The sequence below is a fragment of the Hymenobacter montanus genome (assembly GCF_014699115.1).
Classification (GTDB): Bacteria; Bacteroidota; Bacteroidia; order Cytophagales; family Hymenobacteraceae; genus Hymenobacter; species Hymenobacter montanus.
Map to the genome: position 1 here is coordinate 238,692 of NZ_JACXAD010000004.1, position 26,355 is coordinate 265,046.

Genomic DNA, 26,355 nt, shown 5'->3' on the forward strand with positions numbered 1-26,355 from the left:
GACGAATCATACACGTATATCAGGGGCCCGGAAAATGACGCAGGAGAGCTGTTTCGATCAGCGGATATATGAGGAGTAGGCCTCCTCTTGAGGACAGTTCTTAAATATAACAGCTCTTCAGCAGCTCATTATGAATATGTTAATCTACTGCTGGTTGGCTACATCCCGGGCGAATAGGTACCGGGCATCCGCACCGGCCCGTGGCTCTACTTGGGCCCCATGCGCCAGCGCTTGCCCAAGTGGAGCCACGGCCCGGCCCGTATGGCGCGAGCGGTTCGCGCTGGTGCTGCTCGCTACTCATCCGCGTGCTCCCCAACCCTGAACTAGCCAGCTTGGCCGACGAGCCCTTCGCGTTTTTTCTGGCGAGCGCAACGCCGGTTACTGGTCTTGGTTTAACGTTTCGTCCAGAAGTCGCATTTGGGCTTGCAGCCGATTCGCTTTCAGCGGGCTCCCGCTCCACGGTCAGAAGCGGCCCTAAATCAATGTGTACCGCTTCGTCCGAAAAGTCGAACTCCCCCGCAGGTTAAAGTGCTGCCAACTCATGGGGGCAGTGTCGGCCAGGGCCTGCCGCCAAGCGGGTGAAACGGCAGGAGATCTGACCGAAAGGATGCGGTCCGGTATGCACCCTTCATCACATCAGCTCTTGGAGACGCCCTCACTAAACCGGATCGTCAAATGCGACTTCTGGACCAACCGTTTAACCAAGGCTAAGGTTCTACCATCATCTCGTTGCATCAGCTTGCAGTAGCATTGGCGTTGGATAGGATTGATTAAATATTTTTTTAGCAGTACGAACCTTTGCCCAGTTATTTTTGGCCATGAAAGGACTGGAGAATCACTCTGCGGTACAGCAGGGAGCGAGGAGTAGAGCGCCGAGGCTTCGAAGGCTGATCTGGATATTTGGGCTACTGATGCCGTTGCTTGGAGCAGGCCGGCATTGGTTGGGTGTTCGAGTGCCTGCCCCAAGGCTGAGCCAGGGGCAGGTAGCCGGGCAGTTTTTGCGCGCCGTGCTGCGCGCCGATTATGTGCGAGCCTACGGGCACTTGGCGCCGGAGGTACGGCGAGCCGTTGATCTAGCTCATTTTAAAGCGTCAGCTCAGCCACTATGGAAGCGTGGGCAACGCCGCAGCCACGAAATAGAATTGTATAAGCTGGGAGTGCGGCTGGGAGATGGTGGCGCTTCCCGGTTGTTCTATTCCTTCTCCTTCGCCGCCGATTCGAGTTTAAAAACACCTTCTGTGCTGCTGGAGGTAACATTTCGAGATACGGCATCCCGGGCTGTCCTGGGGTTTGGTATCCAGCCAAATGCGGCGAAATCACCGGTTCGAGCTACCAAGCCAGCTGTTAAAAAACGATGACCTCATAGTAAAGCTTCCTGGGTTGCGAGCCGAGGCCGCGACAACAACGGTAGCCCGTTCGACTTACCCGACCAGGTAATCGAACGGGCTACCGTTATTATGCTGCCAGCCGACGCTGAGCAACCGTGTGGCCGAAAAGTTACACCCTGATTATTCAGGGCTTGGAGCATTGCTGCTGGCTCCAGTTGCGGACCAGCCGCGGCGCGGCGCCAGGTTGGTAGAATAGGCAGCCAGCACGGGGATAGAGCCGCGTCGCGGTGACAGAGTCGTCCAGCAGCTCTGCCCCCGCTACGCGGCCCCAGGTTGGCACGGATTATCTTTCCTACCAATCTGCCACCGCGCCGCGTCTGGCCCGCGACGGGAGTTTGCTACTAATTCGACGTAGCTAGCTCCCGAATCGCATCTGCAACAGGGACCTTATTATAATCGACCCGATTGAACAGAAGACCCACCCCAACTTGCTGGTTTGGATCTAATATAAACACCGCGGCCATTGAGCCTATCGCGCCACCATGCGCCAAGTACGGGGCTTTGCCCTGGCCGGGGTTGACAACTTCCCATCCATATCCGTAACGGATGCTGGGATAACCCATTTCACTTTCGGCGTCTACGTGTGGCGTAAGGATTGCCTGAACCGAAGACTCGCTAAGTATCTGCTCCCCTTGGGAGTTTCTGCCCCTGGCGAGCAGCATGAGCAAGTACTTTCCTATATCGTTACTAGTTGATATGACCATGCCCGCCGGACCATATCCCCGGTTCAAAAAAGGAGCGAGTGGAGTCACTTCGTTCTGGTTAGACAGCACGTAACCCTGGGTGCCACCTAAAGCATTGGGGGTCCAGTAGGCGAGCGTGGTGTTGTTCATGCCCAGTCTCTGGAAAACATTCGCTTGCATATAGTTTTCATAAGGAAGTCGGGACAGCCGCTGAACAATCAGCCCCAGAACGCTCCAGCCAGCGTTGGCGTATTCATAGCCCTGCCCAGGGCTAAAGCGTAATTGCTGGTTAGCCAGCTTCGCTACCTGTTGCTCCAGCGCATCATCGGCGAATCCGCCTTCCTCGAAGCCATATTCTATCCCGGAGGAATTGGTCAGTAAGTGTTCCACCGTTATGTCTTGATAGCGGGCATCAGCCATCCTGAAATCTGGCAGATACTCTGTAACCTTCCGATTGATCTGTATGAGGCCCCGATCTACCAGCTGCATAACGGCAATAGCCGTCATTGCCTTATTGGTAGAGCCAGTGTGAAACCTTGTATCGGCGGTGACCGGCTGCTGCGTTTGCAGATTGCTCACGCCATACGACTTATTGAAGAGGACTTGGCCTTGCTTAACCACTACTACGCTCATGCCAGGCACCGTATTGTCGCTCATGCTGGCCCGGCACACCGAGTCGATTTTAGCGGTAAGGCGAGCTTGAGGGTTTGGGGCTGGCGTCTCATTGTTTTCTTTCTCACAGGAAAAGTGAGCGAAGGCCGTCAGTGCCAGTAGTAGCACTTTGGCCGAGGAAAGGGGTGAGTATTTCATGTTATGAATTCTGAAATAATGGTGCAGTGTGTATCGGTATGATACATTACCACCCATTCACCCCTACGCCCTGGCAAAAAAAAATAAGCAAAAGCCTACTTGCCTTTGTGCACTACAGCATTCATTAAGGCCTCAAAGCTGCCCCTATTGACGTAAACCTGCTTCACTTGCCCCGAATAGCGGTAGCATGACTTGGCAAAGCACCATAGCGCAACTAGTCGATATCACCCAGAGTAGCTGCTGCGAGGCGAGGTTATGCCAATCAAATCATTAATTGTGATAATAATCAATGAGTTATTTCCTGAGGCCTTTCGGTTGGGTATAAAATGATACTTGTGTCCAGCCATGCCAGCGGGGGTAAGCTCATCCGATTTTCTTACCAGCCATGGCCTGCTGAATGGAGATGTTCATCACCCGCTCGGCGTAGGGACGGGTTAGCTCATCGAGCTCGTCCATAGCTTTGAGGATGGGGTCGCGCTCGGTACCAGCCAGGGCGGCGCGTACCCGCTCGACTTGCGCCTCCGTAGCGGCCAGCTCGGTTTCGGTGAGGTGCTCGCGGTTTTTGCGGGTGAAGTTGCTGACCTGATACAGCAACTGCTCGGCGGCGGTGCGGGCCTCGATGAGCAGGCGAGTGGCCACGTCTTCCTTAGCATTCACGAGCGAGTCCATCAGCATTTGCTCGACTTGCTCGTCGGTCAGGCCGTACTGGGGCTTGATTTCAACTTGCTGCCGGGTGTTGGAGCGTAGCTCAATGGCTTCCACCTGAAGAATACCATCGGCGTTCAGCAGGAAGTTAACGTCCACTTTGGGCAGGCCGGCCGGCATGGCGGGAATGCCCTGGAGCGTGAATTCGCCGAGCTTGCGGTTCTGGCTCACCAGGTCGCGCTCGCCCTGGTAAACGGCAATTTTGAGGTTGACCTGGCCGTCGACGCTGGTCGTGTACTGGCGGCCGGCCTTAGTTGGGATTTTGGAGTTGCGCGGAATGATGGGGTCCAGCAGGCCCCCGAGCGTTTCAATGCCCAGGGTGAGCGGGGTAACGTCGAGCAGCAGCACGTCGCGCCGGTTCCCGGCCAGAATGTCGGCCTGAATAGCGGCCCCCAGCGCCACCACTTCGTCCGGGTTAAGGGAACGGTTGGCGGGCTGGCCGAAGAACTCCGACACGGCTTCGTACACCAACGGCACCCGGGTGGAGCCGCCCACGAGCAGCACGGCATCGAGCTGAGTGGCCAGCTCGGCGGGTTCGGGCCCCAGTTTGGCATCCTGAACGGCCTGGCGGCAGGCCGCGATGGTGCGGTCCACCAGCGGGCGAATAAGGCCGTTGAACTGGGTGCGGGTGAGGTCGACGGCGAAAACCTGGCCGCTTTCGTCGGTTAGCTGCGTGGTGAAGTCGTCGTGCTGGCTGAGGTATTTCTTCGCCATTTCGGCGGCCAGACGCAGCTGCTGCTGCAGGGGCGGGCTGGCCCGGAAAGCCGCCGGCAGGCTGAAGGCGGCCATCCAGTGCTCGGTTACTACCCGGTCGAAGTCGTCGCCGCCGAGGTAGGTGTCGCCGTTGGTGCTCAGCACTTCGAAGATGCCCTGCTGAATGCGGAGGATGCTGATATCGAAGGTGCCGCCCCCGAGGTCGTACACGGCCACGGTCTTTTCCTCGTTGGGGTGGAGGCCGATGCCATAGGCCAGGGCGGCCGCCGTGGGCTCGTTCACGATGCGCAGCACTTCGAGCCCGGCCAGGCGGCCGGCATCGCGGGTGGCCTGGCGCTGGGAGTCGTTGAAGTACGCCGGCACCGTGATGACGGCGCGGTTCACGGGCGTTTTGAGGGCGTGCTCGGCCCGGGCCCGGAGCTCTTGCAGAATAGTCGCCGACAGCTCGATGGGCGAGAAGAACCGGTCGTCGACGCGAATTTTGACCAGCCCTTCCGAGTTGTCGTCGATGACTTTGTAGCCGAGCTGGGTGGCGTGGGTGCCCAGGTCGCGGTAGCTTTTGCCCAGCAGGCGCTTCACCGAGTAGATGGTGCGCTGCGGGTCGGTGAGGAGGAACTCGCGGGCTTCGGCGCCGATGACCGGTTCGGCCCCATCGGTAGGAAAATGCACTACCGACGGCACGATGCTGCCCCGGCCCTGGTCATTGATGGCCACGGGCTGCCGGCTGTCGGGGTGCACATAAGCTACCAGGCTGTTGGTAGTGCCCAGGTCGATGCCCACAATGATTTCTTCCTGCTGGAAGGTGCCGGTGGCGAGATTAATAGCGACGGTGGCCATAAGGTATGAGTGAGAGCTGCGCCAATCGGCAGCACAGAAAAATATAAAAAGCGCCCTGCCCCGCCCTGCAAAAGTAGCGGCCAAAGCTGTCTGAGCTTGAAACAAGGCGGGTTCCGAACAGATGGGAGGGTATACGCGAAAATATTTTTAGCGAAATACAGTCCAGCATCAAACCGAAATGGAGTAACTCTCCGTAGGTATAGGATAATCGACAGTTACAAGCCCTATCAGACGCATTTTATGGGATTTGCATTAGTACTGTTCGAAGAATTTCAATAATATTTTTCTTTCATTCAACCCATTACACCGCATGAAAAACCTGCTTACCCGTCCCCTTTTCCACGTTGCTCTACTCGCAACGTCGGTGGGAGGGATGCTTGCCTGGAGTGGCCAGCACAATCCACTGGAGGCTTCGAGCCACCGCGAAGCCCCGCTTATCGCCGACGACCCGCTAGCCGATAACACCGACCTCTACGCGTTTCGCTCGCCCGACTCGCCCGCTAACGACGCCGCGGCTAGTGTCACGATTATCGCCAACTACATTCCGCTGGAGCTGCCGCAAGGGGGCCCGAACTACAACACGTTTGGTGAGAACGTGCGGTACGAAATTCACATCAAGAACAACGCGGCTACGGCTGGCGACGACATTACGTACCGCTTCACGTTCAGCCGTGCGAACGAGGACCCGACCACGTTTTTTAACATTCGCCTGGGCAAGCAAAACCTGAAAACCACCTACACCTGCGAAAAAAGCGTCGGTGGGGGAGCTTTCACCACCATCGTGACCAATGGCGTGGTGCCGCCGCCCAACGTGGGGCCGCGCTCGATTACTACGCCGGGCGCCGGCCTGGGGAGCACGTACAACGCCCTGATGGCCGCGGCCGTTCAGACCCTGCCCGACGGCACCAAAATTTTCTGCGGCCCCACCGACGACCCGTTCTTCGTGGACCTGGGCGGTATTTTTGACCTGGGCGGCGTGCGCGCTCCCGGGGCGGCCCGCGACGGCGTGGCCCGCAAAAACACGCATGCCATCGCGCTGCAAATTCCGGTGTCGGTGCTGAAAAAAGCCAGCGCGCCCGCCCTGACTTCGACGACCAACATCCTCGATGGTAACTACGTGATTGGCGTGTGGGCCTCGGCCAGCCGGCCTTCGACCCGGGTGCTGTCGGCCACGGGTGGGGCCTCGACCTACTCGGGCAGCTACGTGCAGGTTTCGCGTTTGGGCATGCCCCTGCTGAACGAGGTGATTAACCCCATTGGCGCGAAAGACGCCTGGAACGCCGTAACGCCCTACGCCGAAGCAGCCGCGACGGATGACTACCTGTCGAACCCGGAGCTGGGCCTGTACGTGGCCGACAACACCCCGGCCCCCACGGCTGCCCCCAAGCCCCCGGGCCAGACTTACTTTGGCGAAGCCGTACCCGGCCTCGGTCCGCTACGCGTCCAGACCAAGTCGTTGGCTGGGCAGCCGCTGCTGGGCGGCGCTACCTTCGCCGGCTTCGACTTCCGTAACGGCGCGGCCGGTGTGAGCGGCCTGGCCGGTAATGCCCTGCTAAATGGGACGGCCCTGGCCCCGATTGCCAGTGGTGGCTACGGCGAATACCTGCTGCGGGCGGGTAAGCCTCGCTCAGTCGACATTCTGCCCATCTTCCATACGGGGGTACCCAATGCCATTCCTTACCAGCTGGCTACCGGCAAAGCGGGCAACCCGCTGGCGGCGGGCAAGCCCTTCATCAACAACTTCCTGCTGGTGGGCGGCTCGCCCGGCAACCCCGGCGGCGACATGCTACGCCTGAACATGGCCGTACCGCCGACGACCCGCAACTCGGCTGATTTCAGCTCGGAGGGCCTGCTGTACGCCGCTGTGCTGGGCCTGACGGACCCGCGCTTCAACGCCAGCAGCGCGCTGCAGTTCATTCCTAACATGGATGGCTTTCCCAACGGGCGCCGCCTGGAAGACGACGTAACGCGCATCGAGCTGCAGGCCGTGGGCGGGGTGGTATTGGCCGCCATTGGCCTGTGGTACGACGATTTTACCCCGACGACGGCCAGCCCGGTTACGGCCCAGCTGGGTGGCGTACTGGGTTTCAACGCCGGCATTACGGCCAACGACACCACTTTCCGGGCCGCTTTCCCGTACGTGCAAACGCCTTGGAGCGGTACCACGGCCCAGCGCACGGCGTTGTCGCAGCGTTCGGGTGGCCTCGGCTTGTCGCCTAACCTGACGGTGGCTCAAGCCTACCCCAACCCCTTCAACGACCGCACTACATTGCACTTTGAGCTGCCCGCCCGGGCCAAGATGAGCGTTATCATCAGCGACCTGACGGGCCGCAGAGTGGCTATCGTGTCCAAGGAGAAGTCTTTTGCCCAGGGCACCAACGAAGTGCAGTGGCAGCCGGGCCCCGATGTGGCCCCCGGCCAGTACATTGCCACCCTGTACAACGGCGGAACCGTGGTACAATCGGTTCGCATCGAACGCCAATAAGCCGCGCTGAGCACTGAGTGAAAAGAGCCGTCGTAGGGCCCGGGTTGGGACCAGCGGCGGCTCTTTTTTAGTTGCTGCTCGCCCTTTATCCGTCCCACTTTGTCTTATGCTGCTTTGAAAAAGTATCTGTACCCTGGTTTCCTGGTGGTGTTCGGCCTGTTGGCCGCGGCCATCCTGATTTTCAAAAGGCCGACCTCGCCGACCCCCGCGCTGAAGGAGCGGCACGGCGACCTCGCCGCGGGCCGGGAATGGCTGAATACCAAGGCGGCCATCGAGGGCCTGCTGGCCACGCTGCGCAGCAAGCCCGATGACCAGAAAAGCCGCTTGCTGCTGGCGCAGGCCTACATGCAAGAAGGCCGCGTAACCGGCGACCACCCCTATTACGACGGTGCCGCCATGCAATTGTTGGAGGAGGTGCTGCAAGCGGAGCCCGAAAACTTTGAAGCCCTGTGCTGCAAGGCTGCGCTGTGCCTCACCCAGCACCATTTTGCCCAAGGACTTGGCCTGGCCGAGCAAGCCCGGCAGCTCAACCCCAACAGCGGATTCGTATACGGACTGCTGACCGATGCCAACGTGGAGATGGGCCACTACGACAAGGCCATTGAAATGGCCGACCGGATGAATGCCCTGCGCCCCGACCTGCCGGCCTACGCCCGGGTGAGCTACCTGCGCGAGATTCACGGCAACATGCCCGGCGCCATTAAAGCCATGGAAATGGCCACCAAAGCCGGCTACATCGGGCTGGAGCAAACCGAATGGACCCGCGTGGCCCTGGGCCACCTCTACGAAGTGAGCGGCGATACCGCCCGCGCTCGTCGCCACTACCTCATGGCCGTGGCCGCCCGGCCCGGCTACGCCTACGCCCTGGCTGGGCTGGGGCGCATGGCCGCCGTGCGCCAGGACTACGCCACCGCTATCAGGTTTTACCAGCAGGCACGCGTCACGGTGAAGGACTATGCCTTTGCTGATGAGCTGACCGACTTGTACCGCCTGAACGGCCAGCCCGAAGAGGCGAAAAAGATGGCGGAGGAGTCCATCGCCATGCTCGCCAGTGCCGCCAAGGAGGCCGATAGTAACGAGCAGCTCGGCCACTATGCCGACCGTGAGCTGGCCTACGCCTACCTCAAAACCAACGAGCTGGACAAGGCCCTGGAGCACGCTAAAATCGAGTACGCCCGCCGACCCGACAACATCGACGTGAACGAAACCATGGCCTGGGTGCTGTACCGGCGCGGCGAATTTGCCGAAGCGCAGAAATACATGCAGGTGGCCCGCCGCACCGGCTCACAGAACCCGGTGCTGCTAGGCCGCGCCGGGCTTATTCTAAGCAAGCTGGGTAAAAAGACGGAAGGGCAAGCCCTGATTGAAAAGTCGCTAAAGATCGCGCCCTACCTCAACCCCGAAATAGGGGCGGAAGGCAAGAAGCTACTGGCTGCCCGCTGATTACTGGAGTGGGGCATCGCCTCAGCAAAGGACCGGCTCGTATCCAGCGCCGGCAGGCAGCTTTCGCACAGTAGTGAACCAATCGTGAAGATGGCCCCGAGCAAGCTGCTTGGCTACGCCGACCTTCAGTTCACAGCCTCGGCATGACGCTTTGCCAGTAGGCTCGGGTGGCGTGACGTTCGTGTAGCACGGCAGCGACTGCATACAACTACGTAATCCAGGTTGTGGAATAGTCGCGTAGCGGCGACCGGTGGGTAGAAGTTTAACCCGTGAACAACCCAGCGCCGCGTCGCGGTGGCAGAGCCGCCGAACGAGTCTGTCACCGCGACGCGGCTTTATCTCCGTTCCTGCTGCCTATTCTACCAACCTGTCGCCGCGCCGCGGCTATTCTGTAGTTTGAGTTACTTAATTTTTAAGATAACGCCTTCGAGATGAAAGCACCTGGACCGTTGAGGGGGATGAACCTGTGCCGCCGTGCGGGGCTGGTGTTGCTGGTGCTGCTGGCCTTGCCGACGGCCGCCCACGTGCTCAACACGGACTTGGCCAAGCTGTCGCGGACGGAGATTTTCGGAACTTACCTGCGGTTGGGTTTCACGCACATCGTCCCGCTGGGGTTCGACCACCTGCTGTTTATCATCAGCCTCTACATCCTCGAGCCGCGCTTGAAGCCGGTGCTGCTCCAGGCCACCGCGTTCACCCTCGCGCACTCCATCACGCTGGGGCTGGCTATGTATGGATTTATCCGGCCCCCCTCGTCCGTAATTGAGCCCATCATCGCGCTGTCCATCCTCTTTATGGCCGTTGAGAACATCATCACCGAACGCTTGAATCCGTGGCGGGTGGCCATCGTGTTCGGCTTTGGGCTGGTGCACGGCATGGGGTTCGCCAGCGCGCTGACCGGCCTGGGGCTGCCGCCACAAGATTACTTCGGCTCGCTCCTGTCCTTCAATGCCGGCGTGGAGCTGGGCCAGGTGACCGTGATTCTACTCGCTTGGGCGCTGGTAGGCCGCTGGGCAGCCCATAAAAGCTGGTACAAGCAGCGGGTAGTTATTCCCATTTCGGTGGTAATCGGGCTGGTAGCCGCTTACTGGACGGTAGAGCGCGTGTTCTTCGCCTAGAGCAGCTCTCCGCCGTGTACATGGCGCGGAGAGGGGCACCTCACCCCCGGCCCCTCTCCTCAGGAGAGGGGAGCCAGACGGTAGGAACACGGATCGAAAAAAGGAATTAAGAAGTAGAGTCAGCGTCCCGCTTAGAGCGGTTTTCCCATTCTGCCCCTACCATCAGGCTCCCCTCTACTGGGGAGAGGGGCCGGGGGTGAGGTTTTTCCGACGCGACATTATTTTATAAACCAACATGTTACGCTCTCTGCTCGCCGTGCTGCTTTTAGCCAACTACCTGCTGGTAGTCGGCACCGGCCTGGCGATACAGCGACCCGCCGCTCCATCGTTTTCCACCGCGCACCCTTACGTCCACAGCCACCGCTGCCAACAGCAGAACTACCTGCGGCTCGATTGCTTCGAGCAATGCAACGGCCATCAGCAAGCGGCCCAGGCCAAACTACCCGTTGGCGCCGGTCTTCATTTTCTGGCCCAATTGAAGGGCCTTGATGCGCACTGCGCGGCAGAACCAGGCTTGTTGCTGCCACCAAGGCCGTTGCGACGTGCCCTGACGACTGAGCCGCGAGTATCAGGAGCTGCGGTAGAAGCCGGATTCGGGAGCCTTGATTACCCACCACCCCGCCGGGGATAAGCCGATTGCGGTTGCCGCCAGGGTGCAAGCCCAGCGTTCAGCCATTCTGCGCGCCCGCCAGCAAGTGGGCGTCTACTCGTCTTATTCTTAATTGAACGCGGTGATTTGGGTGTCTCGACGCCCGGCCCGCGTCGTATTTCCCGGCTTTATGATTTCTTCTCTTTTACGCATGATGGCCTGCCGCTGGCGGGTGCTACGCCACGTAGGCGTTGGGGGGCTGCTGTTCGTTTTTTCGTTGCCGCTTTCCTTTGCGCAAAGCCCGGCCACCCTGCGGGGAACCGTGGCCGATTCGCTCTCGGGCCGACCAGTGGCGGGCGTGAGCGTGGGCTTACAGGGCCAGCCCAGTGCCACGGTGACCGATGCGCTGGGTACTTTTAAGCTGAGCGGCCTCGCGGCCGGGGCTCACACGCTGCAAATCGGTGCGCTGGGCTACCGTACCAGCAGCGTGCCCGTAACCTTGACCGCGGGCGCTAACCGTCTGGCGCTGACCCTGACCGCTACCACGTTCAACCTCGCCGAAGTGACGGTGAGCCAGCCCCGCGACCCCAACCAGAGCCTGGCCGCTATCTCGAACATCGACCGCGTGCTGCGTCCCGTCAACTCGGCTCAGGACCTGCTGCAACTGGTGCCGGGCCTGTTCATCGCGCAGCACGCGGGCGGCGGCAAGGCCGAACAGATTTTCCTGCGCGGCTTCGACTGCGACCACGGCACCGACTTTGCCGTGAGCATTGATGGGCTGCCGGTGAACATGGTGAGCCACGCCCACGGCCAAGGCTACGCCGACTTTCACTTCGTGATTCCCGAAACGGTGGAGCAGCTCAAGGTGTACAAAGGCCCGTACTCGGCGCGTTTTGGCGATTTCGCTACCTCCGGGGCGGGGGAGTTTCGCACCAAAACCCGGCTCGAGAACAGCCAGGTAAAGCTGGAATTGGGTCAGTTTGATACCCGCCGGGCATTGGTGATGCTGGACCTGCTGGGCCCCGACCGCCACTTGCTCAGCAAGCAATCGGAAAGCGCCTACGTCGCCGCGGAGTACCAGTTTACGAACTCGTACTTCGATGCCAAGCAGCATTTCAAGCGGTTTAATGGCCTGGCCAAGTACACCGGTCAGCTTTCGGATAATAGCTCGCTGACGCTGCTCGGCTCGCACTTCAATTCGAACTGGGACGCCAGCGGCCAGATACCCGAGCGCGCCGTGGCCGAGGGGGCCATCTCGCGCTACGGCAGCATCGACCCCAGCGAGGGAGGGCGCACCGACCGCACCAACGCCTCGGCTGTTCTCACCACGGGGCTGCCGCACGATGCCGTGCTGCGCCAGCAGGTGTACTATTCGAATTACCACTTCGACCTGTTTTCCAACTTCACCTTCTTCCTCGAACGCCCCAACGGCGGCGACGGAATCAACCAGACCGAAACCGGCCGCAACATCTACGGCTACACCGGCACCTACGACCGCGACGACCAGCTCGGGTCCCACCTGCTGCACAGCACCCTGGGCGTGGGCACCCGCATTGATGACGCGGGCTTGGCTCTGCGCCACGCCGTGCGCCGCCAGGTGACCGATACCATCACGGCCGGCCGTTTATTTGAGCAGAACCTCCACGCTTACCTGGATGAAACCCTGGCCCTGACCGACCGCTTCACCATGAACGCGGCCGTGCGTCTGGACGTCTTCACCTTCGACTTTCGGGGGGTGTTGGCCAACGAAGCCACCGCGAACCTAGAGCCGTTGCGGGGCCGTCTGACCCGGGCCCTTGCCTCGCCCAAGCTCAATCTGTACTACCAGCTTTCGCCGGCCGTGCAGTTGTTCGCGCGCTCCGGCTTTGGGTTTCACTCCAACGATGCGCGGGGCGTAATTCGGGGCACTAACGAGAACGTGCTGCCCCGGGCCCTGGGTTACGAGGCGGGCAGCACCTTTAAGCCGGTGCCGAGCCTGGTGGTAAACGCCGCCTTGTGGGCCCTGCACCTGCAAGACGAGCTGGTGTATGTGGGCGACGACGGCAACGTGGAAAACACCGGCCCCACTCAGCGCTACGGGCTCGACCTGGCCCTGCGCTACCAGCTTAGCCGCCGCTTGTTTCTCGACACCGACCTCAACTACAACTACGGCCGGCAGACCGAAGCACCAGCCCCGGCCAACTACATCCCGCTTGCCCCCACATTCACTACCATTGGCGGCCTGACTTACAAGCAGCCCAATGGCCTGAGTGCCAGCCTGCGCTACCGTCACATCGATAGCCGCCCGGCCAATGACGATGGCAGCATCCGGGCCCGCGGCTACTTTCTCGTCGATGCCGTAGCGGCCTACACCCAGCCCCGTTTCCAGGTGGGCGCCACCGTCGAAAACCTCTTCAACGTGCAGTGGAACCAGGCCCAGTTTGCCACCCAAAGCCGCCTGCCTACCGAGCCGGCGGATGGCGTGGATGAGTTGCACTTCACGCCCGGCACCCCGTTTTATCTAAAGCTGAACGCCAGCGTGTTTTTCTAGAGGTGGGCTCACTCCCGACTCCCGACCAGATGGAGTTTAACCCTATTGGAATGCTAAGCCAAAAGTCTTGATGCTCATTGTGAGACTCGGCAGTAATGGATAATCCTCCTAGGGCTAGTGGCCAGTTGGTAAAGAGTAAAACGCCGGTCCGTCTGAGTTGGTCGAAGTATCTCTGTTACTTCATTGAGTCGAAATCGCTTGGGAGAGGCTTCGACCAACTTAGCAGCACCGTTTGCTTAACAAACCCAAGTTGTGGCTTAGCCGCGTGGCGGCGGCAGGGTGGTAGAAAACGGAATACCTGCCCGGATAAAGCCGCGTAGTGGTGACAGTGTTGTCCAGACGAGCCTGGCACCATTATGCGGCTCTCAACCCCGTTCTTGTTGATAGACTATCAACCTGCCGCCGCCACGCGGCTAGGCCACAACTTGGGTTAGCAATTCTCCACACCGCCTAACAAGGCCTAGAAGCAATGCATCGCAGAGTTATTTAATTTATTTTCTCTGTGTAGGAAAGGTCATTGATGACTTTCTCTTGCTTTTTGAACAGGCTATCAGGAGCAAACCGCCAGAATTTTTTGAATAGGTACTGCAGAAATGGATTTGCGGTATGAGCCATTTGGCCTAGTCTCCAGGAGGTATTGACTACGAGCATTGCCTTTTCCTGGCGTAGCGCTTGGTAAGTGGAAAAGGCTTTCGGTAAATCGTGAGCGTGTTTTTTCAGACAAGCAGCTAAAGCATACGCATCTTCTATCGCCTGACAAGCTCCCTGGGCAAGATTTGGGGTTGTAGCGTGGATTGCATCACCAATAAAGGCAATGTTGCCCGAGGACCATTTACGGGGCTGACCTCCTAAATCGGCGAGGTCATTCCGAATAAAATTCTCTGAGTTTTTGATTAGGTCCTTAACCAGTGGGCTGAAATCTGCGAAATCACGAAATAAATCATTTTTTATGATTGCGAGATCATCTTTGCCGCCGGGTTTGCCCTTCTGTACTGCCAGCCAGAATATATGCTCCTTATCCATCGGAACAAACAGAAACCGCTTGCGATTATCCCAGATCTCAACAAATCGGTTATCGTAGTATGCCGGTAAGTTTATTTTTGTTAAACCGCGCCAGATAATCTGATCTGCATAACGGATTTTTATATCAGGAAAGATCTGGTTTCGAATAGCTGAGTTAATCCCGTCAGCAACGACTACGCAATTCGCACTGGCAGAAGTTTCGTCCGCAAAAAGAACCTTTACCACGCCGCTGCCCTGATCAATAGATTTTATTCTTTTGCCGAGCTTAACTTTTGCGGATGGAATATTTTCTCCCAGTATTTCTACTAAGCGTGCGCGATGAATACAGATACTGTCAAGCTCTACCGGTAATTCCCGGATGAGGGAGAGGTTGCGGTCTTTAACGCAAGCGTATTTGATAAAGCTTCCGGCGCGATGTACTTTCTCGGATACGCCTATTTTTTCAAGAATATCCAATGCACTTTTCGACATGCCGATACCAGCTCCTACCTCAGTGAGACGGGGGGCTTGTTCATACAATTCAAAGTCTATGCCCTGCAACTGCAGACAGTTCGCCATGGCCAACCCTCCAATACCTCCACCGATAATTATGACTTTCTCCATCACCTTTCAAATGTGAACTTAGCTGGCCATCAGGTTTGATAATGCAAACCTAGCGGGGCTATTAGCGGTAGACATTGAATTAATTCAATAACTTATCTTTTTGATCGGATCTTAGATAACCATTCGGCGGTTACTCCCAAATAGGAAGCTATCATATATTGTGGTACTGCCTGCACGAGTTCCGCGGATTGTTCACAGAGTAACCGGTATCGCTCCTGCGGCGGCATGGTTTGGGCCTTTATCCTTTCCGCAAAGCGTATAAAGTTTTGCTCGGCAAGTAATCTTCCGATCTTCTGAAAACCGGGGCTGTATTCATAAAGGTTCTGTAAGGCAGTAAGATGAATACTCTCCAATAACGAAGGCCTCAACGCGACAATATTGCAATTAGTTGGCGTCTGTTTCAAAAAGCTTATGTAGTCCGTTACGAAATTGGATGGTTCCAGAAAATCTATTATCTTCTCATTTCCGTCGCTATCGGTCATGGACATCTTAAAAAGCCCTTCGTTAATAAAGCTGACTTTAGTAGAAGTCTGACCACTCATAATAAAGTAGTCACCTTTATTTACTGTTTCGATGGAGATGGTTTCTTTTAGGAAGGATAATTCTTTATTATCAAGTTCAACAAGAGTTGACAAAAATGTTTCAAGCTTCATTTTTTATATTACGTATCCAGGTACAAACTCCCAAAATGTAGTCAATTATAATGCGAGAATCAATTTATACTAACTCTATCAAAACAAAATGCTGGTAGCCATGAGATTACTGCTGCCTCAGATGACTTGTGGTCGGTTCCTGGCTGCTGCGAAACAGCCAGGAACCGACCACAAGTCATCTGAGGCAGCAATTAATACAGCGCCAGCTTCTGGCTGACCTTGAACTCTGGTATCGTGAGCTGGTAGATGCCGGCCGGCAGCGGGCGCTTCACTCCCAGGCGTAGCTCGTTCGAGCCGCGGTAGAGGCGCACGGTTTCTTCGTGCACCAGGCGGCCAGTGAGGTCGTGGAGGCGAAGGGTGGCCGCCTGCTCCCGGTTGGTTTGGACGACTAGGCCGATGCGGTCTGAGCTGGTTGGGTTGGGGTAGGCCGCGACTTCGGCGGTGGGTACTTCCTTGGTTATAGCGAGCAGGGCAGCGTCGCAGCGGCCGGCCATGGCGCCGGTAACTACCGTGGGGGCGGTGTAGGTCACTTTCACGAAGGCGCTCTGGGCCGGATTGGCGCTACTGGCATTCCTGGCTTTGAGGGTGTACCAGCCCTCGGCGGTAGGCGTGTAGCTGCCCGTGAGCGGGCCCGTGCCGGTCTGGCTGCTGACCACGGTGCCGGCGCTGTTTAGCACGGCCACGGTGAGGCTGCGGGTGGCATCGGTAGGGTAGAGGGCGTAGCTCACCGGTTTGTTGGCGGCGGCGTAGATACAGCCCGCCGTGCGGTAAGCCGTAGAGCTGGCCGGCAGGGCTCCGCCCTGCCGGAGACTGCGGCTGTCGGAGTCGCCAAGGTCGTTGGCCAGCTCCCATTCCTGGGTGGTAGCCAGGGCCGGCCGGTTATAGCCGGTGGGGGCCGTGGTGGGCGCCCATACCGAATAGCCCCGGCGGCCCCCGGCAGCCGTGCCATTGCAGGGCGGCGTGTTGATGCTCACGGTCTGGCTGCCGCTTACCGTGACGGTCGCCGTGCCGTTGGCGCCGGAATAGTCCTTGAGCACGGTACCGGCCGGGAAATCGCAGCTCACCGTGTGGTTCTGCCAATTGCTGTAGCTGTCGTTGATGCCGATGATGGCCTTGGTGCTGCGCTCAATCACGAGGTGGTCGGCCGCCTGGTAGCGCACCTTGTAGGCCCCGTCCTTGAAGTGCAGGTTCTGGTGGCACCACACCAGGTTTACGAGGTCGTCGCGGGTGGGGAGGTCGGTGGTGCTTTTGGGGCTGTGGCTGAAGCGCTTGCCGGTACCGCCCACGTCAAATACGTCCTCAAAGTAGAGCATCGGCGAGCCATCCATAGCCAGGGCGGCGGCGTACACGGCCGACAGGCGCGGGTCGAACGGGTCGATGTGCGGGGCCAGCTCCGAGCCGCTATTCCACCCATTGTAGTTGCCGCTGGCATCGGTGGTGGGGCGCATGGTGTCGTGGTTGTTCACGAAGGGGGCCGTGCGGTGCACGTAAGTGCCGTTGATGTTGACCACCCGCAGGCCCTGCTGGTAGCTGGGCAGCGAGCCGATGTCGAAGCTGCCGCCCTGGCTCACCACCTGGTAGAGGCCGTTACGCAGCGAAAAGTCGAACGTGCCCGAGCGGCTGTTCACGTTAGTGACCCAGGCGTCCAACTGGCTCGCCGAGCCCACCCACTCTCCCACGGCGTACATGGTGGCGCCGCCCGAGGCCCAGCCGGCGTTGCTTTGCAGGTTGTAGAGGAAGTCCTCGGCGGCGAAGTCGGGGAAATGCTTGACGGCGTCGAGGCGCACGCCATCAAAGCCGACTTGCTTTTTATACCACACCAGCCAGTTGCGCTGGTTGGTGCGCATGTAGTCGGTGCCCTGGGCGGGGTTGTAAGTGGCATTCGAGCTTTGCCCGTACGAGCCGGAATAGTAGCTGATGTCGGGGCCGAAGAGCGGGGCGTTCCAGTCGCCCGAGGTGGAGTTGTTGCCCACGTTGGGGTTGAAGTTCTCCCAGTTTTTGGCGAAGCGGCCACTGCGGGCGAGGTAGTTGGTGGCGCTTTCATCGGTTGCTGGGCTGGCGTAGCTCACGTAGCGGAAGTTCTTGTACCGGCTGGTTGTGCCGTCGTCGTAAGCGGCCGGGTCCTGCCCACCCTGGCCGTTAGCCGAGCCGGCCCCGTCGTTGTGGTTCAGCACCAGGTCCTGAATCACCTCAATGCCGTTGGCGTGCAGTACGGCCACGGCGCGTAGCAGCTCGTCCTTGGTGCCCATGCGGGTGGCCAGGAAGCCTTTTTGCCACTTGTCGCCCAGGTCGTAGTTATCGAACGGCGAGTAGCCATTGCCTTGATTGCCATTCTTGATGGTTGGCGGAATCCAAACCGCATCCACGCCCATGCTTTTGAGCCGAGGAGCCAGGTCGGCGAGGTAGTTAGCCCAGCCGTTGGGGTAGTTGTTGTTCCAGTAATCCCAGAAAAAGCCTTGGAGCACGACTTTCTGAGCCTGGGCGGTTTGGGTTCTCAACGCCAGCAGTAGGGCCAGCAGCAGGAAGCGGGAGCCGGAGCGGAGAAAATTAAGGATGGTAGAACACTGCATAAGTGGGGATTAGGTTTTGGAATGAAAGAAGAGTGGAATAAATAGATCAGGCAGAATGGTAAGTTATCTAAAATGAGATTGTATCGCGCTGTAATTTAGTAATTAATCGAATTGTAAAAACGGATATGCCGCAATATTTTATCTTGTTCCAGTTTTTATGATTTTCACTTTGCTGTGATTTTTATTTCAACCCCTGACCTCTGTTGGCCGCTGGGTACCGTTGTCACGCAGCTAAGCCGCTAACCAGCGCCGCTTATGTCGTTTCTTGCGGGCCATGGAGCCTCGTCGAAGGAGAGGTTGGCCGCAAGGGGCTAGCTTGAAAAAACAGGTGGGCTTACTTGCATTACCGGGGGATGTGGCACTAATTTCAGCAAATGCATAAGGAAGAATGGGGGTAAAAGAAACAGGCGCTGCATCGCAAGGGGCAGTTTATCGATGGGTTTTAGGCCGGTATCTCCTGGTTTTAATTACCCTGCTGGGGCTGGGCACCGGTTGCCAGTACCGGTCGGGCGACGCCGATACCCGGCAACCCGCCGCCAGCCGGGGAGCTGCTCCGGTGGTCTGGGCCGCCCATCAATCTGCCACCCCTGCCTCGTTCCCCGCGGCCCTGCCCGATTCGCTCGCGCTGACCCCCGTGCCCGTAGTTCCCAACGTGCCGGATACGCTACGCCTGGCCATTCGGCAGTTGCACGCCGCCCTTGGCGCTGCTGCGGCCGATTTGCGCCCCGAAGTGCTGGAACAAGCCTGCGTAGGCTACCTCACCCTGCACCCCACCGGCCGTATCGAGCGCGGTGGCCTGCTGGCCGTGGCCGACATGGATCTGCCCAACACCACCGAGCGCCTCTGGGTGCTGGACCTGAAGAAGGGCCGCGTGCTACACCGCAGCCTGGTCGCCCACGGCCGCGGCTCGGGCCACCTGCGCGCCCGGCACTTCTCCAACCAGGAAAAATCGGCCTGCACCTCGCTCGGCTTCTATCGCACGGCGGGCACGTACGATGGCATTCACGGCTATTCGCGCCGTATCGAAGGGCTCGACAAAGGCCAGAACGCTAATGCCTTCGACCGTTACATAGTGCTGCACGCCGCCGATTACGCCAGCCCCGGCTACATCCAAAAGTACGGCCACCTGGGCTATAGCCGGGGCTGCCCGGCGCTGCCACCCGAGCAGTTTAAGGGCATCATCGGCAGCCTGCGGGCGGGGAGCCTGCTGTTGCTGAGCGGCCCGGGGCTGGCCTCGCGCTGGCTCGACGGGCGGGCGGCGGGCCGGCGGTTTCTGGCACGCGGATGGCAGTAGGAGGGGGCCGGACGGCCGGAGTTATCGGAATTATTCAGAGGCTGCCGCCGTTTATAATTCGCCTTGCTCACCCACTGAGGCGAAATCTTCGTAACTTAAGGCTCGGAACCACTTGTTACCCGAAGCCTAGCGTTCCTTGGCCACCAGCAAAACCGAAGAAATCATGCACCATATCAGCGTAGTTCAGCGGAAACGAAAGTCGCAGCGGCGCCAGCGGATAGCGCGCCGGGTGCTGCCCTTCCTGGCATCTTTATTTTTGGCCACGCCCATAGCGGGCCCCGTTACCAAATCCGTGGCTGGTGGTTCGACTAGTGAGCTGGGCCTGCCCAATACCAGCGCTACACCTAAACTCTTGTTCGACCAAAAGCTGCGGACTACCTACAGTGCCCTCGGTGCCGAGCAGGAAGGCTTGCGCTTCGAAACGTTTGCCAAGGCCATGACGGGCTACCTCAACCTGCGCCAGGCGGGCAAGCTGGCGGAGGACAAGCAGGTGCTGACCGTGATTGACTTCGACCTGCCTTCAACTGAGAAGCGCTTGTGGGTGCTCGACCTGGCTAAGAACGAAATCCTGTTTCATACCCTGGTCGCCCACGGCCACAACTCCGGCGAAAACGCGGCCACCAACTTCTCCAACGCCAACGAGAGCAACATGAGCAGCCTGGGCTTCTACGCCACCGGCAGCGAGTACCAGGGCAAGCACGGCCATTCCCTGCGCCTCGAGGGCCTGGATGAGGGCTTCAACACTAACGCCGCTGCCCGCTCCGTAGTAATGCACGGCGCCGAGTACGTCAGCGAAGAGTTCATCAAGCAAAACGGCCGCCTGGGCCGCAGCCTGGGCTGTCCGGCGCTGCCCATGGACCTTAAGGATCAAATCATCGGCACGGTAAATGGCGGCACCTGCCTGTTCATAAACAAGTCCGGTACGGATTATTCGTCGAGGTTCCTGAACCAGGACGTGGCCATTGCGGCCTTGGCCCCGGCCGCGACTAAGCAGTCCTCGTAAGCAAAGCAAGATATTGTGTCCGTTGCGCGGCGCTTCAACAGGGTAATCCCTGGGAGGCGCCGCGAGCTTTTTACGACCTTTGGGGCCAGGCGCAGGCGCGAGCACAAAGGCGCTCCTTGACCCCAGAATTTAATACCTTTCCGAACGGATAACTCCTTTCCCTACCTTGCCCCAGACATCTATGGTTCTTTCTACACAGTGCATCGTTCGGTGGTTTAGCGTGGCGCTGGCGCTGGTGTCGCTGGCTTTTTCAGCCCCTGGCCAAACCCGGTCGGTACCGCCCAAACGCGAGCTGCGCGCGGCTTGGATAGCGCACATCTTCAACCTGGACTGGCCCAGCAGCCGCAGCCGCACGCCGGCTCAGCAGCGCCAGGAATTCATTAGCCTACTCGACCGGCACCGCCAAAACGGCATCAATGCCGTGGTCGTCCAGATTCGGGCGTCCGCCGACGCCCTCTACCCCAGCACCCTGGAGCCCTGGAGCGAGTGGCTGACCGGCACCCAGGGCCTGGCCCCCAACCCGCCCTACGACCCGCTGGCTTTCATGGTGCGCGAGACCCATCGCCGCGAAATGGAGTTTCACGCCTGGCTGAACCCCTACCGCGCCCTCAGCAGCGCCACGGCCAGCGTCGCCCCCAGCCACGTTACAGTGCAGCACCCTAACTGGGTGGTGCCCTACGGCAACCTGCGCGTGCTCGACCCCGGCCTGCCCGCCGTGCGCCAGTACCTGGTGCGCGTGGTGATGGACGTGGTGCGACGCTACGACGTGGACGCTATCCATTTCGACGACTACTTTTATCCGGCCCCGCAAACCGGCCTCACCTTCAACGACGCTGCCTCCTTTGCCGCCGACCCACGTGGCTTCACCGTGCTGGCCGACTGGCGGCGCAACAACGTGGACCTGTTCGTCAAGCTGGTGTCCGACAGTATCCGGGCCGCCAAGCCCTGGGTAAAGTTTGGCATTTCGCCACCCGGGGTGTGGCGCAATGGCACCAGCGTGGGCGGCACCGCCACCACGGCCTTTGCCTCGTACACCGACATTTTTGCCGATTCGCGGAAGTGGCTGCGCCGCGGCTGGGTCGACTACCTCGCCCCGCAGGTGTATTTTGCCATCGGCCAGACGGCCGCCAACTACTCCCTCATCGTGCCCTGGTGGAGCCAGCAGGTGAACCCCGACACCGTGCGCCACGTGTACGTGGGGCAGGGGGTGTACCGAGTCAGCACCACGGCCACCGAGCCCAGGTTCCGCCTGCCCACCCAACTGCCGAGTCAGATTCGTCTGCTCCGCCAGCAGCCCAACGTGGTGGGTAGCATCTTCTACAACACCACGCCTTTGCTGGCCAACCCGCTGGGTTTTGTGGACTCGCTGCGCAGCGACTTTTACCGCTACCCGGCCCTGGTGCCCACCATGCCCTGGAAAGACGCCGTGCCGCCGCTGGCCCCGCGCCAGGTTAGCCAAACCAACGATGCCGGCCTCTCCGAAAGCCGCCTGAGCTGGCTGGCCCCGCTGCCCGCGGCTGATGGCGAGTCGGCGCGCTGGTACGCCGTGTATCGTTTTCCGGGCCGTACCGTGCCCGTCGGCCCCGCTGACCTAGCCAACCCGGCCAATCTGCTGGGGATTACCGATACCACCACCTACCGCATTGTCGGCCCGCCCGATTCTGCCCCTTACGTTTACGCCGTGACGGCCCTCGACCGGCTGCACAACGAAAGCCCCCCCGCCAACGTGGTCTTGCTGCTGGGGGCCACCGCGGGAGTCGGTATGCCGGCCCTCTTCGAGCCCGCCGCGCCCAACCCCTTCGCCACGGAAACCCGTTTGGCCTTCACCCTGCCCGCGGCCGGCCCGGCTACTATGCGTGTAGTCGACTTGGCCGGCCGGGAGATAGCCGTTCTGACTTCGGGCGTGTGGGCGGCCGGCCGCCACGAGGTGGCCCTGCGCGCCGCCACTTGGCCCGCCGGGCTCTACGTGGTGGTACTGGAAACCGCCAGCGGCGTGGCCCGGCAAAAAGTGCTGCTGTTACGGTAAAATACGAGCTATGCCTACCCTTTGGCGGCGCTACAGCTTCACTCCAAACTTCGCCCCCACACCTTCCAGGTCCTGGACGACGGCTTCTAGTAGCGGAATGCCCGCCAGCAGCCGATGCGCCGCCATTTCCCGCTCGGGGTCGCCGGGAATGAGTACTTTTTCATCTGCCACCGCCCGCGCCCCGCGGAAGGTGGTAATCCAGTTGTCCATATGGGCCTTGAACTCGTCGGCGGGTCGGAACGCATCGACGCGCATGGCCCCAAAAAAGTGGCCTAGCCCCTGGCCCACCGGGTTAGCCGAGGGCTGCAAAAAGGCCACGAACGGCGGCACCCACGGCCCGTAGTTGGCGCCCGAAAGCACGGCCGAAAAAATGTCGACTATGCTGCCCAGCGCGTAGCCCTTGTGCGAGCCGGTCGCCCCGCCCAACGGCAGTAAGGCCCCGCCGTTTTTCACGGCGCTGGCGTCAGTACTGGGCTGGCCGTCGGCAGTTTGGGCCCAGCCTTCGGGCAGGGGCAGGTTTTTGCGTTGGGCGATTTCCAGCTTGCCGTTGGCGGCGGTGGTAGTGGCCATGTCAGCCACGAAGTCGGGCTGCTCGCCGGCGGGCACGGCCACGGCAATGGGGTTGGTGCCCAGCAGGCGGTCCAGCGAATGGGTGGGGGCAACCAGGGGCGAAGCGTTGGTCATGGCTACGCCTATCATGTCGTGGGCCAGCGCCAGCATGGCGTGGTAGCCGGCGATGCCGAAGTGGTTGGAGTTCTTTACCGAAACCCAGCCGGTGCCCACCTGTTGGGCTTTTTCGATGGCCACGCGCATGGCCTTGGGGCCAACCACGAGGCCGAGGCCGCCGTCGCCGTCGACCACCGCCGTGCTGGGCGTTTCATAGGTTACCCCCACGCGGGGCGTGGCGTTGATGCGGCCCGCCTCCCAAAGGCGCACGTAGCCCACGAGGCGGGCCACGCCGTGCGAATCAACGCCCCGCAAATCGGCCGAAAGCAGGGTTTCAGTGGCCAGGGTAGCGTCGGCTTCGGGGCAGCCAATGCTGCGAAAAACCGCTTCGGTGAAGGTAAAAAGCTGGGTGTAGGAGAAGGTCATAAACGAGGCTCCGTGGCGGATGGCACCAGTCTGGGGCTGGCGCGTCGGTAAATGGAAAGGCCGGGCTGCTAACTGTTATTGTGGCGGCGCGGACGATGTTCTAAGTAGTCCTGCAAAAGTAACCGGCTGGCAAAGGCCGTCATACAGCGCGCACCGAACCGAAGGTCGGCGGAGCCAAGCAGCTTGCGTAAAGAGTAACTCAATTGTTCAACGAGGTAAGCAAAATGCTTTGGCAAGCTCAGCATGACTGTTTGAGTGGGACCAGTGCTTCAACAATCAGGTAGTGGCGAAGGCTGGGGATTTGTTGCTTGTCCTGCCCGGAACTAATGCCGAATAAATAATTAAAAGTGCAAGTCAACAACTGAACGTTGAGCAGAATGCCTTTAAAGCCAGCGGGGATATAGTATTGAATATCAAATCATTAATCTTTATTCTGCTCGTTTTTACTGATACACTTGTTGGTAGAAGTTATTTTCAGTATCTCCTCCCATCTTGCAATTAACAAGTCTGTATAAATTTCCTTATCGAGTCCATAAGAGCCAAGTGAAAATCCATCGTTCCATTCAATAAGAGTTGTTTGCCCACTATCGAGAACTCCAAAGTCCATTCCATAGGCGGCTGTCTTTCCTGGAGAGTTTTCAAAATCATTAATAGCTTTCTGTACGATAGTCAGATCTAATTTTAAGGTCTCATCTCCTGCGTATAGTTTTACTCCGACAATCTCGGAATTATTTACAAATACTCTGTACTCTGAAAGCCAATTGACTACTGTAGAACAGTATAAATCTGTCTCCTTTGAAAAGCTTTCCAATTGAAATAAATCATAATCTGAATTAATAATAAACCCGGTAAATATTTTTGCCTTGGATTTTGGTTTTACAAATAAGCTAGGAACTTCTTTAAAGCTGGTTTGAGAAAGTAGTTTTCGAATTGTTGTTTCCCAAATTTGTCGCCCTAAATATTTTTCTAAACTTTTGGGATATGAGTCATTAATAAAATGAAACCCGATTCTTTTTAAAACCGTTGCAATAGTAGGATTGTCTCCGACAACGAAAGTTTCGTTGTCAATTATTAGTTGATTTCTTGAAAGCTTTTTATTTGTAAATAATTCATATTGAATTCCTCTTGCCTTCAAGACTTCAATCACCTCTTTATGTTCCGGTTCCAGTTTGTTGTTGCCGTATTCGTGTATGTAAGCTCTTTTAATCATTAGGATGTCATAATTTCTGTCGCCATAAAAATTGGCACTACAAACGTAGTGCTTCGGCCAGCAGACCTTCTTTCAGGGCGTAAGCCGAGGTTTGAATCCGGGTAATGTTGGTTACTCCCAGTACAAAATCAATCAGTACGGCGGCCACCACCAGCATATCGGCGCGCATGGGCAAGATGCCCGGCAGGGCCACGCGCTGCTCGTGGTTGCTGCTCAGCAGGTGCCGGTAGCTGGCCTGGAAGCTGGACAAGGCCAGCTCGGTGTAAGGCGGGAGCTCCGCTTCGGGGCGCAGCCGGCCCAGCTGCATGTCCGCCAGGCTGTCGAAGCTGCCCGAGGCTCCCACCAGGCCCACGGGTTTGTAGTACTCCGTGGCCGCCATGAGCGGCCCCAGTACCCGGGCCAGGTACTCCTGCTCGGCCGCTACGGCCGCGGCGGGAAAGATGCCCGACGGGTCCGGAAAAAACTGGTCGAGCAGGCGTTGGGCCCCGATTTCGAAGCTTTGCTTCCAGAAGATGGTGGCTTGGTCGGCGATGATAAATTCCACCGAACCGCCGCCGATGTCCATGATCAGGTGGGGCTCGGTGCCCAGGGCTACGGCCTGGCGCACGCCGATGCAAATCAGCTCTGCCTCGCGCTCGCCGGGAATCACCTCGACGCGAATGCCCGTTTGCTCGAAGATGTCGCGTACCAGCTCGGGGCCGTTGCGGGTTACGCGGATGGCGCTGGTGGCCGTGGCCCGAATTTCCGTTACTTGGTGCAGCTCCGTCTCCTCCTTGAAGCCGGTCAGGGTGTGCAGGGCGCGGGTATATGCGTCGGGCGCAATAATGCCTTGGCTGATGCCGCCCTCGCCGAGCCGGACACCGACTTTGGTGCGCAGCAGTACCGTGGGCTTAGCCCCGGCCATGGTCGGCAGTTCTACGATGAGCAGGTGAAACGTATTGGTGCCCAGGTCGATGAGCGCAATTCGGCGGCGGTAGAGTTGAGTCATGAAGGTAAGTAGTTCGGGGTGGTATCAAGCGCCTTATGCATTCGAATCAGGGGTAATTGTTCGCCGTCGGGAAAGGTATGGGTAAAATGCGTGCTGGCTTCGTATCCCAGGGCGCGGTATAATGGCTCGCCGGGCAAGGTAGCCGCCAATTCCAGCCGCCGAAATCCGGCCCGGTGCGCCGCTGCTTCGCAGACCTCCAGGATGGCGCGCCCGATGCCCCGCCGGGTCCACTGGGGATGAACAAAAAAGGCGCGAATGCGGCCGGGTTCGTGCCGAGGATCGAGCCGCGGGTCTGCCACTGATTTGCTTTGGTCGCCTCCGTACAGGGTATTCCGCTGGCTCCACCCCCCGCAACCTGCCAGCTGGCCGTCGGCTTCGGCGACGTAGTAAGTGCCGTCTTCGATTAGCTGCGTGTCGATGCCAAATACGTATTTCAGCGAACTCTCAATTTGCCGGGAGCTGTAGTAGCCTGTGCTCAACTGGCGAACGGCCTGTTCGATGAGCTGATTCAGCGCCGGGACGTCGCTTAGCGTAGCGGTACGGGTGGTAACAAGCATGGTCAGGCATGATATCGGGGGCCGGAACGATAGT

The 26,355-nt window shown here is 59.0% G+C and carries 17 protein-coding genes; 8 read left to right on the forward strand and 9 right to left on the reverse strand.

The annotated features are described in order from the left end of the window. Positions 1-1,729 precede the first annotated feature (1,729 nt). Together IC235_RS05245 and hscA are read right to left on the reverse strand one after the other, a co-directional pair. A complete protein-coding gene (locus IC235_RS05245; protein ID WP_191004109.1) occupies positions 1,730-2,881 on the reverse strand; it encodes a serine hydrolase domain-containing protein in 1,152 nt (383 codons plus the stop codon). A gap of 363 nt (positions 2,882-3,244) precedes the next feature. Continuing rightward, entirely contained in the window at positions 3,245-5,137 is a 1,893-nt protein-coding gene (gene hscA / locus IC235_RS05250; RefSeq protein ID WP_191004110.1) for a Fe-S protein assembly chaperone HscA, read from the reverse strand. A gap of 310 nt (positions 5,138-5,447) precedes the next feature. Here hscA and IC235_RS05255 point away from each other — a divergent pair, with 310 nt between their 5' ends. The 5 genes from IC235_RS05255 to IC235_RS05275 all read left to right on the forward strand — a co-directional run bounded on the left by IC235_RS05255 (position 5,448) and on the right by IC235_RS05275 (position 13,302). Then, positions 5,448-7,622, forward strand: a complete 2,175-nt coding sequence (locus IC235_RS05255; protein WP_191004111.1) for a DUF4331 family protein — start codon at positions 5,448-5,450, stop codon at positions 7,620-7,622. 114 nt (positions 7,623-7,736) lie between these two features. After that, complete coding sequence (locus IC235_RS05260; RefSeq protein ID WP_191004112.1) at positions 7,737-9,065, forward strand: tetratricopeptide repeat protein; 1,329 nt, start codon at positions 7,737-7,739, stop codon at positions 9,063-9,065. Between the two features lie 431 nt (positions 9,066-9,496). After that, positions 9,497-10,183, forward strand: a complete 687-nt coding sequence (locus tag IC235_RS05265) for a HupE/UreJ family protein (RefSeq protein ID WP_223847089.1) — start codon at positions 9,497-9,499, stop codon at positions 10,181-10,183. 235 nt (positions 10,184-10,418) lie between these two features. Next, a complete protein-coding gene (locus tag IC235_RS05270; protein ID WP_191004113.1) occupies positions 10,419-10,814 on the forward strand; it encodes a hypothetical protein in 396 nt (131 codons plus the stop codon). 148 nt (positions 10,815-10,962) lie between these two features. Beyond that, positions 10,963-13,302: a TonB-dependent receptor gene (locus IC235_RS05275; protein WP_191004114.1), complete on the forward strand. Its 2,340-nt coding sequence runs from the start codon at positions 10,963-10,965 to the stop codon at positions 13,300-13,302. Positions 13,303-13,788: 486 nt separating this feature from the next. Here the strand turns inward: IC235_RS05275 and IC235_RS05280 are convergent, their stop codons facing one another. The 3 genes from IC235_RS05280 to IC235_RS05290 all read right to left on the reverse strand — a co-directional run bounded on the left by IC235_RS05280 (position 13,789) and on the right by IC235_RS05290 (position 18,151). Further along, a complete protein-coding gene (locus IC235_RS05280) occupies positions 13,789-14,928 on the reverse strand; it encodes an FAD-dependent monooxygenase (RefSeq protein WP_223847094.1) in 1,140 nt (379 codons plus the stop codon). A 92-nt stretch (positions 14,929-15,020) separates the two neighbouring features. After that, a complete protein-coding gene (locus IC235_RS05285; protein ID WP_191004116.1) occupies positions 15,021-15,581 on the reverse strand; it encodes a Crp/Fnr family transcriptional regulator in 561 nt (186 codons plus the stop codon). Between the two features lie 191 nt (positions 15,582-15,772). Beyond that, positions 15,773-18,151, reverse strand: a complete 2,379-nt coding sequence (locus tag IC235_RS05290) for an alpha-amylase family glycosyl hydrolase (RefSeq protein WP_191004117.1) — start codon at positions 18,149-18,151, stop codon at positions 15,773-15,775. Between the two features lie 388 nt (positions 18,152-18,539). Here IC235_RS05290 and IC235_RS05295 point away from each other — a divergent pair, with 388 nt between their 5' ends. The 3 genes from IC235_RS05295 (at position 18,540) to IC235_RS05305 (ending at position 22,474) form a co-directional block, all read left to right on the forward strand. Further along, positions 18,540-19,445 carry a murein L,D-transpeptidase catalytic domain family protein gene (locus IC235_RS05295; RefSeq protein WP_191004118.1) on the forward strand — a complete coding sequence of 302 codons (906 nt, stop codon included), beginning with the start codon at positions 18,540-18,542 and terminating at the stop codon, positions 19,443-19,445. A gap of 163 nt (positions 19,446-19,608) precedes the next feature. Next, the gene (locus IC235_RS05300) at positions 19,609-20,448 is read left to right on the forward strand and encodes a murein L,D-transpeptidase catalytic domain family protein (protein WP_191004150.1); all 840 of its coding nucleotides are present in this window, start codon (positions 19,609-19,611) and stop codon (positions 20,446-20,448) included. Positions 20,449-20,629: 181 nt separating this feature from the next. Beyond that, complete coding sequence (locus IC235_RS05305; RefSeq protein ID WP_191004119.1) at positions 20,630-22,474, forward strand: family 10 glycosylhydrolase; 1,845 nt, start codon at positions 20,630-20,632, stop codon at positions 22,472-22,474. A gap of 30 nt (positions 22,475-22,504) precedes the next feature. On the opposite strand, the gene IC235_RS05310 is transcribed toward IC235_RS05305, so the two are convergent. The 4 genes from IC235_RS05310 to IC235_RS05325 all read right to left on the reverse strand — a co-directional run bounded on the left by IC235_RS05310 (position 22,505) and on the right by IC235_RS05325 (position 26,321). Further along, on the reverse strand, positions 22,505-23,566 hold the full coding sequence (locus IC235_RS05310) for an Ldh family oxidoreductase (protein ID WP_191004120.1): 1,062 nt from the start codon (positions 23,564-23,566) through the stop codon (positions 22,505-22,507). A gap of 421 nt (positions 23,567-23,987) precedes the next feature. After that, complete coding sequence (locus IC235_RS05315; protein ID WP_191004121.1) at positions 23,988-24,776, reverse strand: ATP-grasp domain-containing protein; 789 nt, start codon at positions 24,774-24,776, stop codon at positions 23,988-23,990. A 37-nt stretch (positions 24,777-24,813) separates the two neighbouring features. After that, a complete protein-coding gene (locus tag IC235_RS05320; protein WP_191004122.1) occupies positions 24,814-25,764 on the reverse strand; it encodes a Ppx/GppA phosphatase family protein in 951 nt (316 codons plus the stop codon). Continuing rightward, the gene (locus tag IC235_RS05325; protein WP_191004123.1) at positions 25,761-26,321 is read right to left on the reverse strand and encodes a GNAT family N-acetyltransferase; all 561 of its coding nucleotides are present in this window, start codon (positions 26,319-26,321) and stop codon (positions 25,761-25,763) included. The genes IC235_RS05320 and IC235_RS05325 overlap by 4 nt, the downstream gene beginning before the upstream one ends. Positions 26,322-26,355: the final 34 nt, after the last annotated feature.